The following is a 15,194-nucleotide window of genomic DNA, read 5'->3' on the forward strand; positions in this document are numbered from 1 at the left end:
TCATTCACCCGTCACTCACCGTCGAGCCCGTTCCCGCATGAAGCCTGCCTTGAAGTCGACGCCCGCGCTGCGCATTACACTCGTCTGTAACACCGCCTGGGCAATCTATACGTATCGGCAAGGACTGATCCGCATGCTGGTCGGACGCGGCGTCGACGTGACGGTGCTCGCGCCGCGCGACCGCACGTTCGAGTTGCTCACCGCGATGGGGTGCCGCTGCATCGAATTGCCGGTGGCGTCCAAAGGCACCAACCCGCGCGACGACCTGTGTACACTTTTGTCGTTGTATCGTTTGTATAGAAGCATTCGCCCGCACGTCGTGTTCCACTACACGATCAAGCCGAACATCTACGGCTCGGTCGCGGCGAAACTGGCGGGCGTGCAGTCGGTAGCGGTGACAACCGGGCTCGGCTACGTGTTCATCCAGCAGAGCCGCGCGGCGCAAGTCGCCAAAAAACTGTACCGTTTCGCCTTCCGTTTCCCGCGCGAAGTCTGGTTCCTGAATCGCGACGATCAGGCCGCGTTTGTCGAGCAGAATTTGTTGGTGCATCCTGAGCGTGCGCGGCTCCTGCATGGCGAAGGCGTCGATCTCGAACAGTTCGCCTTCACGCCGCTGCCGGAGCAGGCGGAATTCAAGTTCGTGCTGATCGGGCGGCTCTTGTGGGACAAGGGCGTCGGCGAATATGTCGAAGCGGCGCGGCGTTTGCGCGAACGTTATCCGCAGGCGCGGTTCCAATTGCTCGGCCCCGTCGGCGTCGACAACCCCAGCGCGATCACACGCGAAGAGGTGGCTGCGTGGGAGCAGGAAGGCATCATCGAGTATCTTGGCGAGGCGCACGACGTGCGGCCTCTCATCGCCGGCGCGGACTGCGTCGTACTGCCGTCATATCGCGAAGGCGTGCCTCGCACGCTGATGGAAGCGTCGGCGATGGGCCGGCCGATTGTCACGACCGATGTGCCCGGCTGCCGTGAAGTAGTGGCGGACGGCGTCAATGGATTGTTGTGCGAAGTGCGCAATGTAGAAAGTCTCACGGCGAAGCTGGCGCAAATGCTCGACATGAGCAGCGCCGAGCGCCGCGCAATGGCTGAACGCGGACGACAGAAAGTCGCGCAAGAGTTCGACGAACGTGTGGTCGTCGAAACGTATAAAGACCTGGTGCAGAAAATGACGGGCGTTTTACTTTAACGGAGCAACAGCATGACCACGAAGGGTACGATTCTGGTAACGGGCGGTGCAGGATTTATCGGCTCGCACACGTGTGTCGAACTGCTGAACGGCGGTTACGACGTCGTGGTAATCGACAATCTCGTGAACAGCAACCGCGAATCGTTGCGGCGCGTGGAGAAAATTACCGGCAAGGCCGTGAGCTTCTACGAAGCCGATGCGCGCGATGAAGCGGCGCTCAACCGTATTTTCGACGCCCACCCGATCACCGGCGCGATTCACTTTGCCGCGCTGAAGGCGGTGGGCGAATCGGTCGCCAAGCCGATCGAGTACTACAGCAATAACGTCGGCAGTTTGCTGGCGCTGCTCGGCGTGATGCGCGATCGCAACGTGAAGCAGTTCGTGTTCAGCTCATCGGCAACGGTGTATGGCGTCCCGGAGAGTTCGCCAATCGACGAATCGTTTCCGCTGTCCGCCACCAATCCTTATGGGCAGTCGAAGCTGATTGCCGAGCAGGTTTTGCGCGATCTGGAAGTGGCGGATGCTTCATGGCGGATCGCGACACTGCGATATTTCAATCCGGTTGGCGCGCATGAGAGCGGCTTGATTGGAGAGGATCCGGCTGGTATTCCGAATAACCTGATGCCGTATGTGGCGCAGGTGGCTGTCGGCAAGCTGGAGAAGCTGCGGGTGTTTGGTGGCGACTATGAAACACCGGATGGCACGGGAGTGCGGGACTATATCCACGTTGTGGACCTGGCGCGTGGGCATCTGGCCGCGCTGGACGCGCTGGTTAAGCGCGATGCCAGTTTTGTGGTGAATCTCGGGACTGGGCAGGGGTATAGCGTTATTGATGTCGTTAAGGCGTTCGAGAAGGCTTCTGGGCGGCCTGTGCCTTATGAGATCGTGGCGCGGCGGCCTGGGGATGTGGCGTCGTGTTTTGCTGACCCGGCGGCAGCTTTCAATGTCATCGGCTGGCGCGCGGAGTTTGGGATCGAGCGGATGTGCGCGGATCACTGGCGGTGGCAGTCGAACAATCCGCACGGATTTGCTTGAGTTGATTGAACGTCGGAGGCGGAATCTCGGTACAGGTCAAGGATATATGTCATTGACGAGGTCCAGGCAATTTGAAGAGGCCTCCGGCAAGCGTGTACCCTATGAGGTCGCGTCATGCTGGGCGGCCGACGTGACGTCTTGCTACGCAAATCCTGCGACCACCGAAAGCCTACGTGTCGATTGGTGAACGCTACCAGCGACGAAGTCGCGCCCACAGCCCAACCTTCATGCGCTTTTGCAACTTGATCGCGACATTGCTGCTCTTGTCAGGCGACGGCGGATCCATTTCTAGCAACCGCACAAACATCCGCAAATGTGCATCCTCGTTGTCGCGGGAAAACATCGAGCGCAGCGCCCCGATGCCATCTTGAAGTTCAAGCAGTCGGGGATCTTTGTCGCTCGCCTCCACCCGCGCGATGATCTTTGCAACAAACCCAGCAATATCGCCGACATCCACCGCGTCAAAATTCGGCGAGCACCAATATTCTTTGCCTCCCCCACCGTGATAGCCGACGACGTAGTCGCCGCACAACGCGGCTTCTATCGGAGGCAAGCCCAACCCCTCCATGCCAGAGAACGAGAGAAAAATGCGGGACCGGCGCATCACGTCCGCCACTTCGGAAACCTTCAGCCCGTCTATCGCATGAATCGCCCAGTCAACTGGCAGGTGACGTTTCAAAGCAAAGACCACAGCTTCAGCGTGGTCGCGGTTCTTGCGCGGCATGTAGGTAATTAGCTTTTCCTTGCTTTCGGTCTGCTGAAACCTGTTGAAATCCACCGTGCAAGTCATCCGCAGTATCCGCGCGGACAGGTCCGGATAGTGGAGCCTAATAAGACTCGACGTATCCTCGGAAATCGACAGGATGTGTTCCGCGTTCCGATATGCGAAATCCACGTCAGCATCGGACATGCCGCCATCGCGATGCGAAAGGTAGTAGCCGTTCTGGACAAAAATCGAGTACCGGAAATTGCTCCCGGCAAGCTTGCGCGCGAGGGCCGCAGCCTTAATTTCCGGAATTACCAGGTGGTCGCCGGCACGCAGTTGGTAGTCTGCAATCGTAGGGACCGGTTGGTCTGTCCACGGATAGCGGTAACCCCTGCGTTCATGCAGGATGAACGCCTCAACGCCCATCGCCGTCAGCGCCCGTGCATGGTCGTAGATGACTTTGACGCCCCCGGCATGCGTGCCGGGTCTAGGAGACGTGCAAAAATAAATAACCCGCATCTTTCAGTTAGGCCCATTTACGATAAATCGGTCGCGTGAGAATAGTCGACGGTTGGCTGTAAGTAGCTCACAGTGCAACTGGACACGCCCGAAATATACCCGACACGCCGTACGGTGTTATCACACCTGCATGCTAGCCTACAGATGCCGTTATGCGTCGCAACAGTCGCAGCAGATGAGGTCGGAGTAGGCTCAGCGAACTCGCGAAACATTCGGAAGCAGCTCGTGCCGAGCGGCGGCTCACCAAGCGACGACTGAGTGGCAGCCGGGCCACGATAGGACCCGGCCCAGCTCAGGTCGCTTGAAGATGCAAGGCGTTGTGCGCCGACGATGCACGGCCGCCGCTGCCGGATTCCGTCAAAGCTATCCTGCTGCCGGCCACGGCTGATGCGTTATCGTCAAGTCGAAACACCGCGACTGCGTCACGTAGCAACGTCGCTTGTTCTTCCAGCGACTTCGCTGCCGCAGCGGCCTCTTCAACAAGTGCAGCGTTGTGCTGCGTGACCTCGTCGATCTGGGTGATCGCTTTATTCACCTGCTCAATCCCTTCGCTTTGTTCCTGCGCTGCGGCCTCGATCTCGCCCATGATCCCCGTCACGCGTTCGACCGATTGCATCGCCTCATTCATCGTCCGGCTCGCCTCCGCCACCAGCGAGGCTCCCTGCTGCACCTGAGCCGCCGAATCGCCGATCAACGCCTTGATTTCCTTGGCCGCCGTGCCGGACCGCTGGGCGAGACTGCGCACTTCCGAGGCCACCACGGCAAACCCGCGCCCCTGCTCGCCGGCCCGGGCCGCTTCCACCGCGGCGTTCAACGCCAGAATGTTGGTCTGAAAAGCGATCCCCTCGATCATGCCGATGATCTCGGCCACCTTGCGCGATGACTCGGTGATTCCGTCCATCGTTTTGGTGACACTCGACACCACGGTGCCGCCGCGCGTCACCGTATCCAGCGCGCCATGCGCAAGCCGATTAGCCTGCTTCGCGTTATCCGCGTTCTGCTTCACCGTCGCCGACAGTTGCTCCATGCTTGCCGCGGTCTGCTGAAGTGCCGCCGCCTGCTGCTCGGTGCGCGCCGACAGATCGGCGTTGCCCGAGGCGATCTCGTTTGCACCTTGCGTAATCGCCGTGGTGCTGCCGCGCACCTTTGCGACCGTCTCGACGAGGCCGTCACGCATCTTCGTCAGCGCGCTCAGTAACTGACCCATCTCGTTGCGCGACCTGCTTTTGATTGCAATCGTCAGATCGCCCGCGGCAATGCGCTCAAAATGTTTGATGGTCGCATTGACCGGCTTGACCACCGCCGCCGACAAACCGATCCGCGCCATCACGCCGATCACGATGGCAATCGCGCCGATGCCCGCGAACAGCAGCGTCGCCATCTGGAATTGCTGGGCCGCCGAATCGGCCTGCTTGCGCTGGCTGTCCATCTGCAAGCGCTGGAGGGCATCGATGGCCTTCGAATAGGTCGCATAAAAGGCGTTCGCTGTTTCGCCCTGGATGTTGCGGAAGGTGTTGAAGTCGAAGTCGTTCAGTGCCTTGAACTCCGGTTCGATTGCCTTATCGACGAGCACGGTGCGTGCCTGCTCGACGCTCTGCGCGAGCTTCTTCTCAGCCTCGCTCGCGAACGGGCCGGCCATGTAACCGCTGAAGTCTTTGTTCGATTCGACCAGCACCTTATGCGCGGCCGGCAACAGGTCGTCCGTTTGCTTGCCGACGCTAAAGAGCGTCTGATAGGAGCCGAGCGCGAGCTGCACTTGCAGCAGCTTCTCCGAGCTTGCCTTCAGATGCGACAGCGCCACGGCGCTATGCTGAGTTTCGTCGAGGCTGCTATTCGCGAGCTTGAGCGCGCCGTAGCCGACGCCGATCACAATCAGCAGGAAAGCGACGAATACGCTGATCACCAGCGTCAGGCCGCCACGAATGGTGAGGTTGTTAAGCATTGGGTCTCCGGAACGTCTCATTGATCGGCGGCGAACCCCACGATGCGCAGGCGGCCGTCTTTTCGCCTGCAACTAATATTTCGCCGCATCCAGGTTAACGGCCTTCCGAAGACCTCGTTAAATAGGTGAAATCCATGACGGGCATGGGTTTGCGGACGGCCCGGGCGTCACTATCTGGGATTTTTCGTGCAATTGGCACAAACGCTGCTTTTCAGGACGGTATGCGTTTCGTTTGTATAATTCGGCGTCTTCGCTCAGGCCCACTTTCATGCTTAGTTTTGCGCTCGGCTTTCTCGTTTCACTGCTGATCACGCTGTTGATCGTGCGCTATGCCCATCTGCATGAAAAATTCTCCACCGACACCGATCTGGCCGGCGTGCAGAAATTCCATGTGCGCCCGGTGCCACGCATCGGGGGGGCGGGGATTCTGGTCGGACTGATCGTGTCCGCCGTGCAGTTGCATCATGCGTATCCCGCCGTGTCGGGCGGCATTCTGGGGCTGATTGCATGCGGTATGCCGGCGTTCGGCTCGGGATTGGCCGAGGATCTGACCAAGCGCGTGTCGCCGCTCGCGCGGCTCGTTTGCACGATGGCAGCGGCCGCCCTCGCCTATTTCCTGCTGGATATCGCCGTCACGCGTATTAGCGTGCCGCCGCTCGACTTCCTGCTCTCGTATGCGGTGATCTCCTGCGTGGTCACGGTGCTGGCTGTTGCGGCGCTCGCCAACGCGATCAATATCGTCGACGGTTTCAATGGCCTCGCCTCCATGGTCGCGTTCATGATGTTCGCTTCGCTCGCTTACGTGGCGTTCCAGGTGTCCGATCCGATCGTGCTGTCGGCGTCGTTCATGATGATGGGCGCGGTGCTCGGCTTCTTCATCTGGAATTTTCCGGCGGGGCTCATTTTCCTCGGCGACGGCGGCGCGTATTTCATCGGTTTCATGCTCGCCGAGCTGTCGATCATGCTGGTGATGCGCAACCGCGATGTGTCGGCGTGGTATCCGGTGCTGCTTTTCATGTATCCGATCTTCGAGACCTGCTTCTCGATCTACCGGAAGAAGTTTATTCGCGGGATGTCGCCGGGGATTCCCGATGGCGTGCATCTGCACATGCTGGTTTATAAGCGCTTGATGCGCTGGGCGGTCGGCGCCAGAACGGCGCGGGAATTGACGCGGCGGAACTCGCTGACCTCGCCGTACCTCTGGTTGCTGTGTCTGATCGCAGTCGTACCGGCGACGTTATTCTGGCGGCATACGCTACATCTGTTCTGTTTTGTGGTGGTGTTTGCCCTGACCTATGTCTGGCTTTATGTGAGTATTGTGCGATTCAAGTCGCCGCGATGGATGGTGGTGAGGAAAGGGAAGCGGTAAGCAACGCGCATAAAATCGGTGCATTGTTTGCCTGGAAGCGGCAAGCGGCAAGCGGCAAGCGCGAATATCATCGGCACAATCGGTCATCCTGGGGATTCCGTTATGCAGTGGAAAGCCTATGTTTTCTCGCTCGGCGCGTTGGCCGTCAGTCTGCCGGCGTTCGCCAATACCGCGTCGGACAATATTGTCTGGAGCACGAAGCCCGTGGCTGCGGTGAGTCGCCAGCCGGAATGCACGGCGTACACGCGTAGGCAAGTGGCCGATACGGGTGACGCAACGTCGGATCCGTTGACGAAAACGCTGAAGGTGGTGGGGACAATGGCGGCATTGGCGGCCGTGTCGGTGGCGACCAAGGCCACGACTACCGCGGCACCGAATCCTTGTGGGAGTTTTTGAGTTTTGCTGCTGTTTGGTTAGTGCGGTGGATGTGTGGCGGTAATAAAAAAGGCGCTTGGAGCGCCTTTTTTAATGTGTGACAGCAACAACGACGGGAAGCCGCGTCGCGAGTGAGTATTAGGAAACCCGCGTGACTGATGTGACGTTGCCGACACTACGCAGCGCCGGTGCGGTGGCCGGTTGATACTCCGGTACCCAGCGGCGTAGGTCGCGGCGAACTTCGTCGTCGCTTAATACGCGGTGCTGCATAAGCCACGGCAGCAGATTGTCTATGAAGCTGTCCGGCACCTCGCGCGCCCGCGCGATGCGCAACTTCGGATGCGGGGTACGCGTGGTTGTTTCGTCGTCTGCGAGCAATTCTTCGTACAGTTTTTCCCCAGGGCGGAGACCGGTGAACACCACACGAATCTGCTCTTCAGTAAAGCCATAAAGACGGATCAGATCATGCGCGAGGTCGGCGATCCGCACCGGCTTGCCCATGTCGAGAATGAAAATTTCGCCGCCATGCCCCATGCTCGACGCCTGCAACACCAGTTGCGACGCCTCCGGAATCGTCATGAAAAAGCGAGTAATTTCCGGGTGCGTGACCGTCACCGGACCGCCGCGCGCAATCTGCTCCTGAAACTTCGGGATCACACTGCCGGCGCTGCCGAGCACGTTGCCGAACCGAACGGTCTCGAACTGCGTGCGTCTTGCGCCCTGTTGCAACGCTGAACAAGCCATCTCCGCAAGGCGCTTGCTTGCACCCATGACGTTGGTCGGATTGACAGCCTTGTCGGTGGAGATCAAAACAAAGTGGGCGACGTCGTGACGGATCGCCGCGCGTCCCACCCGATACGTGCCGAGCACGTTGTTGCGCACCGCCTGCCAGCTATTCACCTCTTCCATCAGCGGCACGTGCTTGTAGGCCGCGGCATGAAAGACGATATGCGGACAGTAACGCCCCATCACCTGGTCGAGAAGCAACGAATCCTTCGCATCGCCGATGATCGGCACCACCGATACTTCGGGATATTTATCGCGCAACTCTTCGTTGAGACGGTAGATCGAGAACTCGGAGATATCGAACGCCACCAGTTGCACCGGGCCGAAGCGCAGGATTTGCCGGCACAGTTCCGAGCCGATCGAACCACCCGCGCCGGTCACCATCACGACGCGGTTTTTAAGCAGGGCTTCGACGTGCTGCGTGTCGATCATTACCGGATCGCGGCCTAGCAAGTCCTCAAGATCGATCTGCCGCACGCGCGACAGGAAAGCCTGCCCTTGCGTAAGTGGCGTGAGCGCCGGCAGCGTCATCGCGCGCACGCCTGCGCGCACGCACAGCGTGGCAATGCGGCGATGCGCTTCTACCGAAGCCGAAGGCACCGCAATGATGACGTGCTCAACTTTCAGCTCAGCAGTGATCTTCTGCAGATCGCTGATAGCACCCAGCACGCGATAGCCGTATATTTCGCGGCCCTGCTTGACCGGGTCGTCATCGAGCAGACCCGCGAGGCGCCATTCGCCCGAGCGTTTCAGCTCACGCACAAGGTTTGCACCCGCGTTACCCGCACCCAGCACCAGCACAGGCTTGCCCTGCCCGACCAGGCCACCGTAGCGATAGAATTCCTTCGCAGCTCGGTATAGCGCGCGCGAACCGCCCATTCCGAGGAAAAGCAGCATCGGCGAAACGATCAGGACAGAGCGAGGCACGACGGGGGCCGGCTGCAACAGTGCCGAGCCGATGACCACGATCACCGCGCCGACGCCGATCGCCTTGGCGATTCTCACAAGATCGGGCAAGCTGGCAAAGACCCACATGCCGCGATACAGCCCGTAGCTGCGGAACATCACCGCGTAGACCAGGAGCACCCAGGCCAATGCGTGCAGACCACTCGACCAGAACGGGGCTGGCACCGGTCCGTTGAAACGGATCACGTAGGCCAGCATCCAGGCCAGAGCCACCGCGCACAAGTCGAACGCAAACGCACTGAACGAAAGCCATCGGGCTTTGAATCTTTTCATTGCGTAGAACCTCAGGATTGCCCGGAACGGGACACATGGCGCCGCCAGTAGCGATCAATGAAAAGCCCGGCGAGCACAAGCACCGCAGCCCATGCGACGACAACAAGCCATTGAAAAACCACAGCAAAACTCAGTGCCCATAAAGCAAGCATTATGCCCGCGGCCATGAAGAAATACCAAATTCGTGCTGTCGACGCGTGCCCGAAACCGCCCTGCACCAGTCTTTGATAGTAGTGTTCGCGGTGCGCTTGCCAAAATTTTTCGCCACGGAGCAGTCGTTTGAGCAGGGTAACCGAGGCGTCGCCAATGAACGGGGAAAAACTGACCGCTGGGAACCAGATCGGCCAGACGCCTTCGCGCCAGCCCCAGTAGCCAAGCGCGCCGGCTAGAAAGCCCAAGGGGACCGATCCTGCGTCCCCGAGGAAGATCCGTGCGGGATGAAAATTGAACAGCAGAAAACCTGCTGCCGCCCCCGCCACCACTAGACATGCCAGCGCGAGCGCGGGGTCCGGATGGGTCGAAATGGACGCGGCGATCGCGTAGCCGCCGAAGCCGAACAGGGCCATGCCACCGGCGAGGCCGTCCGACCCGTCCATGAAATTGTATAAATTGACCAGCCAGACGAGTAAAAACGCCAGTGCCGCCAGGGCCCACCAAGACGCATCGGCCGGGTAGACGACAATCAGCGCAACCACAGCCGCTGCATGGCCGCCGAACCGGACGCGCGCCGGCAAACCACGGCGATCGTCGATTTGCGACAACGCGGCCAGCAGCGCCGCCAACAGCGCAGGCAACCATAGCGTCGGGGCAGCGAGCCAGATCAGGATCACGACCACCGGCACGATGCCCCAGCCACCGACGCGCGGCGTTGGGCGCGTATGCAGCGAACGGTCGTTCGGGATGTCGGTGGCGAGGCGCCAGGCAAGGCCACTTCGGAGCAGACACCACAGAATCGCCGCGCACACACACAGCGCTGCGACGCCCCAAAGGAGCAGGTGCAAGACGGGGGGGGCAAGGAGCGAAACGATCGGCATTGAGGATAGGTTCAGTGCTGTCAGTGCGTTGAGCGATACCAGGCGGCTGTCTCAAGCAGGCCATGTTCGACTGTGTGAGGCGGGTACCAGCCGAGGCGTTCGCAGATGTGGGAGCTGTCGAGGCGCAGTTCGCCGACTAGCCGGTCGATCAGGGCCGAGCGACCGGTCAGCCGGCCGGCAAGGCGCAGTAAACCAACGGGAACCGGTATGAGGCGCCCTGGCACGTGCAGTTGCTTCGCGAGTGCACGTGCAAGTTCCGATACGCTTAAATCGCGACCGTCAGTGACATGGAAGGTCTCGCCAGCGGCGCGCGGGTCGGTTGTGCAGTGCACGAGCGCGTCGGCCAGGTTGTCGACGAACACGAGGCTGCGACGGGCTGCGATTGAGCCGAGCGGCAGCGGAATGCCTTTTGCGATGGCGCTCATCAATTGCAGGAAGTTGGCGCGCACACCCGGGCCGTAGACCAACGGTGGGCGCACGATCACGATTTCAAGGCCTGATTCACGACCGTATTCGATCAGCGCGCGCTCGGCTTCGAGCTTGGAGATGCCATAGGGGTCGGTGGGCGCGGGTTCGTCCGCTTCGGTGATAGGGTGGGCTGCATGGCCCTCCCCTACAGCTTTGATGCTGCTGACGAAAACGAAGCGGCGCGCGCCCCTGTGGCGAGCTGCTGCGGCGACACGCAAGGTGCCGGTGACGTTCGTCAAGCGGTACGCGGCGAGTGGATCCGCCGTCGTATCCCGCATTACGTGGACGCGGGCGGCGAGGTGGATGACTGCGTCGCAGCGCGTTGCCACCGGCCAGCGTTCGTCGATGCCTTCGAAGTCGTTGGCGTCGAAGAGCCATTCGAGAACCCCGTCGGCAGCGGTCTGCGGCCGCCGTACAAGACCAATGACACTATCGCCGCGCTGCAATAACGCACGGGAAACCGCGTTGCCGACGAAGCCGTTGGCGCCGGTAATCAGCACTCTTTGAGTCATCGACGCGCCTCGCCCAACCGCGCGCCTGCCAGGCGGCGGCACATCAGCGCACCTCTCAAGCCAGACGTGTAGCCGCAGTCCCCGATGCGTACCAATCGAAGACAGGAACGCTCTGCGGTAAGGCTTCGCGCGCCGACGTACGGCGGGACAGGTTGATGAGACACGATACAATCTGGCATCGGCAACGCTTATAAGGGAATTCGTCTGGAAAGACGTATTGTATGCGGGCAGCTTCCGCTTCAGCCCGCTTCTCGCGAGCGTTAGGCGCTAAAATGCTTGAGCAGGTAACAGGCTGAAAGCACGGCGGAGGTCTCGGGTCGTGATGATAAAACGGACGAGCCATCCAGGCGTCAGTCCGAACAATTCTTAACATCTCAAACATATTCGCGCATGTGGAATTCGCGGTTTCGATCCGACGTGCTCGACAACAGCACAATCAACTTCGCCCCAGAGCGACGTGGAGCACAACGGCCCTCGCTCTGGTGAGCCAACACTTCGTTACCACTGTTACCGCTGGGCTTTGCATCGTGCCGCATCGCGCACGTCCTGCGACGTGCAGGCCGGATCGCCGCCACGCATCTTACGGATCAGCGTTTCGCGCCGCATGATCGCGAACGCGTCATTGCGCCGGCAGAAAGTGTTGATCTGAATAAACGTTTGAGCAGATAGAGTCCCATCCATGAAAGTGCTATTCGCCACTTACCCAATGGCCTTCCACACCCCGGGAGGCGGAGAAATACAGCTGCTCGCATATCGCAAGCATCTACCCGCGCATGGCGTGGACGTCACGCTGTTCGATCCGTGGAATCCTCGCTTCCTCGAACATGATGTGGTGCACTTCTTCTCGTGTGTCGGTGGGTCGGTCCATTTCTGCAACTTCGTTAAACAGTTGGGACTGCCGTTGGTCGTATCATCCAGTCTATGGATCACAGACACGACCAGGCATCTGTATCCGGTTGGCGAGATCAGGCATCAGTTTTCATTGGCCGATCGCGTGGTGGCAAATTCCGACATCGAATGCGATACGCTCGCGCAGGTGTTCGAATTGCCTCGCGAGAAGTTCGTCACGGTCTATAACGGTGTTGAAGAAACGTTTTACGAGCCTGTGTCGCCAGCACTTTTCCGCGACCACTTCAATATTCGCGAACCCTTCGTGCTGAACGTCGGGAATATCGAGCCGCGCAAAAACCAACTCGCGCTCATGCATGCGATGAAGTCGATTCCGGAACTGAAGGTGATCCTCATCGGCCATCAACGTGACCCGGAGTATGCCCGCGCCTGCCTCGAAGCAGGGGGGGGCCAGGTCATGTATCTTGGCGCGCTACCGCATGAGTCGCCACTCCTGCGATCGGCCTACGCGGCATGCGAGGCGTTCTGCTTGCCAAGCACGCTAGAAACGCCAGGCCTTGCAGCACTTGAAGCGCATGCCTCCGGTACACGTATTGCCATCACACGCGTCGGCTCGACGGAAGAATACTTCGCAGATCGAGTTTCCTATCTCGCACCAGAAGATATCTCCAGCATTGCGCAGTCGATACGGCAGGCGCTGACACTTGAACACGCCGGCACGCTGAGTGAGCGAAATCTCTGCTGGCAGGCCGTGCTTTCGCCATTGAAAGACCTCTATACATCCCTGTCGACGAAATGACTTTCGAGTTTGGCCTGCTTGGCAAAGTTGAACTTACTCAGGATTGCATGGATCCCGGATTAGCGCATGATGTTGATCCAAAGCTTGAACTGACTGGCCAGAAGGGACTGTCAGGATGCATCGTCCGCGCGTCGTTCGACATTGCCCCTAACGCGCGCTCGCTTAGCGTTCGATAATGTCGTCCATCATAGATATATCTACAGCCCGTATCCAACATGAAACTTGAACTGCAACCACTCAGCAACGTTGAAGCATTTTCAGGTGCTGCATACCAATGGACCGCAACGACAAACGATCCGCAGTTTGCCTTTGTTGGCTGGGAACACATGCGCGGACGCACTGTACACCTGTCTTTTTCGCTCACGACAGGCAAGATGCCAAAGACACCTTGCATGATCTATGTTGATAACGGTGACGGAATGTCGGAGCAAGGGGCTGTTTGGCTGCGCCCAGACGCCAACGGAAAGGTGGACCAAACCATCTCATTCCCATGGACGCTCCGTGCGGTACGCTTTGATCCCATCGCGTTTCCGGGGCCATTCTCGCTGAATGACTTCGCGCTGGTCGTCGACGAGAACTCTTTGCCATTCGGCGAGGCGAACCACGCAGCACTTGCACAGGCTGATGCAGCGGCGGCGTCCGGCACTGCGCTTGCTCCTACCTACGAGAATTGGATCGCCCTCAATGAAGTGTCGCCGGATCGCTATCCCAGTTTGGCGGAAGCCACAAGCAGCTGGGATCGTCAGCCAATCATCAGCCTGGTGATGCCGACTTATAACTCACCCGCCGAGTATCTTCGCAAGGTGATCGATTCGGTACTTAATCAGGTTTATACAAACTGGGAATTCTGCATTGCGGACGATAAGTCCACGCAACCCCACGTGAAAGCGATTCTGGACGAATATGCGGCGCGTGATGCTCGCATCAAGGTGACATACCGCCCGGCCAACGGTCATATCAGTGCGGCTAGCAATAGTGCGTTAGCCCTGGTCACAGGCGAATTCACGGGCCTGCTCGATCATGACGATGAATTGCATCCGTTGGCGCTGTACTACGTCGCAGATCTGGCTCGGCAAGACCCGCGAGCCGCAGTGATTTATAGCGACGAGGACAAGATCACAGTCGACGGCCGTCGATACGAGCCGTATTTCAAGTGTGATTTCAACTATGATCTGTTCCTCAGTCAGAACATGATCTCGCATTTCGGCGTGTACAAGACGTCCGTCCTTCAGCAGGTCGGCGGATTCCGGGAGGGCATGGAAGGCTCGCAGGACTATGATCTCGCGCTTCGCGTAATGGAAGCTGTCGGCCCACAGGCCATCCACCATATCCCGCGCGTGTTGTATCACTGGCGCGTACTGCCGGAAAGCACCGCATCCGGTGCGGATGCGAAGCCCTACGCCGTGATTGCCGCCGGCCGCGCCATTCAGGAGCACCTGACGCGCTGCAATATCGCGGCGAAAGTGCAATCCGCCGACGATGCTGTGATGTACCAGCGGGTCATCTATGCTTTGCCCGAAAAGGAGTCGCTCGTCGAAATCATTATTCCGACTCGCGACGCAGCCGGCCTAGTCAAGCAGTGTGTCGACTCCATCAGGGAACGCACCACATACCAAAACTACCTGATCACGATCATCGACAATGGCTCAGAGAAGTCCGAAACCTTTGATCTGTTCAAAAGCTATGAAGGCGACTCACGCATTCGTGTAGTTCGCGACGACGCTCCGTTCAATTACTCTGCGCTCAACAATCGCATTGCACTGGCGAGTGAAGCCGAGTTTATCTGTCTGTTGAACAACGACATTGAAGTCATCACACCGGATTGGTTGAGCGAGCTCGTTTCCATCGCGCTGCAAGACAACGTCGGTGCTGTGGGCGCGAAGCTGCTCTATCCTGACGACACAGTCCAGCATGCTGGCGTGTATCTCGGCATGGGCGGGTTGGCCGGCCACGGCCACAAGTACCTGCCACGAAATGCGCCTGGGTATTTTTGCCGGGCCGTCCTGCGCAATGCAGTCAGCGCGGTCACGGCGGCGTGTCTGGTCATTCGTACGAGTATCTATCGTGAAGTTCGGGGACTTGACGAAGACCTGGTCATTGCCTTCAACGATGTCGATTTCTGCCTGCGTGTGCGGGAGGCAGGCTATCGCAACGTATGGACCCCCTTTGCCGAGTTGTACCACCACGAATCCGCTTCGCGCGGTTACGAAGATACGCCTGAGAAGATGGCCCGCTTCGTCAATGAAATCGAGTTCGTGAAGAAGCGTTGGGGCGACGCATTGTGGAACGACCCGTTCTATTCGCCGAATCTCTCCATCGACTCCACCGATTTCGTGATGACAATGAGTCCGCGTCTTCCGAAGGCTCAATAACAC

11 protein-coding genes are annotated in these 15,194 nt (G+C 59.3%); 6 read left to right on the forward strand and 5 right to left on the reverse strand.

Going from position 1 to position 15,194, the window contains the following annotated elements; genetic code table 11:
* The first annotated feature begins 37 nt into the window (after window positions 1–37).
* Window positions 38–1,186 carry a glycosyltransferase family 4 protein gene (locus ACUN0E_RS37755; RefSeq protein ID WP_445569803.1) on the forward strand — a complete coding sequence of 383 codons (1,149 nt, stop codon included), beginning with the start codon at window positions 38–40 and terminating at the stop codon, window positions 1,184–1,186.
* Between the two features lie 12 nt (window positions 1,187–1,198).
* A complete protein-coding gene (gene galE, locus ACUN0E_RS37760; RefSeq protein ID WP_445569804.1) occupies window positions 1,199–2,221 on the forward strand; it encodes a UDP-glucose 4-epimerase GalE in 1,023 nt (340 codons plus the stop codon).
* Window positions 2,222–2,411: 190 nt separating this feature from the next.
* Here the strand turns inward: galE and ACUN0E_RS37765 are convergent, their stop codons facing one another.
* Both ACUN0E_RS37765 and ACUN0E_RS37770 read right to left on the reverse strand, forming a co-directional pair.
* Window positions 2,412–3,446: a hypothetical protein gene (locus ACUN0E_RS37765; RefSeq protein WP_445569805.1), complete on the reverse strand. Its 1,035-nt coding sequence runs from the start codon at window positions 3,444–3,446 to the stop codon at window positions 2,412–2,414.
* A gap of 292 nt (window positions 3,447–3,738) precedes the next feature.
* Window positions 3,739–5,388, reverse strand: coding sequence for a methyl-accepting chemotaxis protein (locus ACUN0E_RS37770; protein WP_445569806.1), 1,650 nt, complete (start codon window positions 5,386–5,388; stop codon window positions 3,739–3,741).
* Between the two features lie 268 nt (window positions 5,389–5,656).
* On the opposite strand from ACUN0E_RS37770, the gene ACUN0E_RS37775 reads away from it, so the two are divergent.
* Together ACUN0E_RS37775 and ACUN0E_RS37780 are read left to right on the forward strand one after the other, a co-directional pair.
* A complete protein-coding gene (locus ACUN0E_RS37775; RefSeq protein ID WP_445569807.1) occupies window positions 5,657–6,757 on the forward strand; it encodes an MraY family glycosyltransferase in 1,101 nt (366 codons plus the stop codon).
* Between the two features lie 102 nt (window positions 6,758–6,859).
* Window positions 6,860–7,153 carry a hypothetical protein gene (locus ACUN0E_RS37780; protein WP_445569808.1) on the forward strand — a complete coding sequence of 98 codons (294 nt, stop codon included), beginning with the start codon at window positions 6,860–6,862 and terminating at the stop codon, window positions 7,151–7,153.
* Window positions 7,154–7,270: 117 nt separating this feature from the next.
* Here the strand turns inward: ACUN0E_RS37780 and ACUN0E_RS37785 are convergent, their stop codons facing one another.
* The 3 genes from ACUN0E_RS37785 to ACUN0E_RS37795 are packed head-to-tail and all read right to left on the reverse strand — an operon-like array spanning window position 7,271 to window position 11,171.
* Entirely contained in the window at window positions 7,271–9,157 is a 1,887-nt protein-coding gene (locus ACUN0E_RS37785; protein WP_445569809.1) for a polysaccharide biosynthesis protein, read from the reverse strand.
* Window positions 9,158–9,168: 11 nt separating this feature from the next.
* On the reverse strand, window positions 9,169–10,191 hold the full coding sequence (locus tag ACUN0E_RS37790; protein ID WP_445569810.1) for an MraY family glycosyltransferase: 1,023 nt from the start codon (window positions 10,189–10,191) through the stop codon (window positions 9,169–9,171).
* A gap of 20 nt (window positions 10,192–10,211) precedes the next feature.
* The gene (locus ACUN0E_RS37795; RefSeq protein ID WP_445569811.1) at window positions 10,212–11,171 is read right to left on the reverse strand and encodes a UDP-glucose 4-epimerase family protein; all 960 of its coding nucleotides are present in this window, start codon (window positions 11,169–11,171) and stop codon (window positions 10,212–10,214) included.
* Window positions 11,172–11,850: 679 nt separating this feature from the next.
* Between ACUN0E_RS37795 and ACUN0E_RS37800 the strand changes: the two genes are divergently transcribed.
* Window positions 11,851–12,819: a glycosyltransferase family 4 protein gene (locus ACUN0E_RS37800; protein ID WP_445569812.1), complete on the forward strand. Its 969-nt coding sequence runs from the start codon at window positions 11,851–11,853 to the stop codon at window positions 12,817–12,819.
* Window positions 12,820–13,034: 215 nt separating this feature from the next.
* Window positions 13,035–15,191: a glycosyltransferase family 2 protein gene (locus tag ACUN0E_RS37805; protein WP_445569813.1), complete on the forward strand. Its 2,157-nt coding sequence runs from the start codon at window positions 13,035–13,037 to the stop codon at window positions 15,189–15,191.
* Window positions 15,192–15,194: the final 3 nt, after the last annotated feature.

This window comes from Paraburkholderia sp. D1E, from assembly GCF_052682275.1.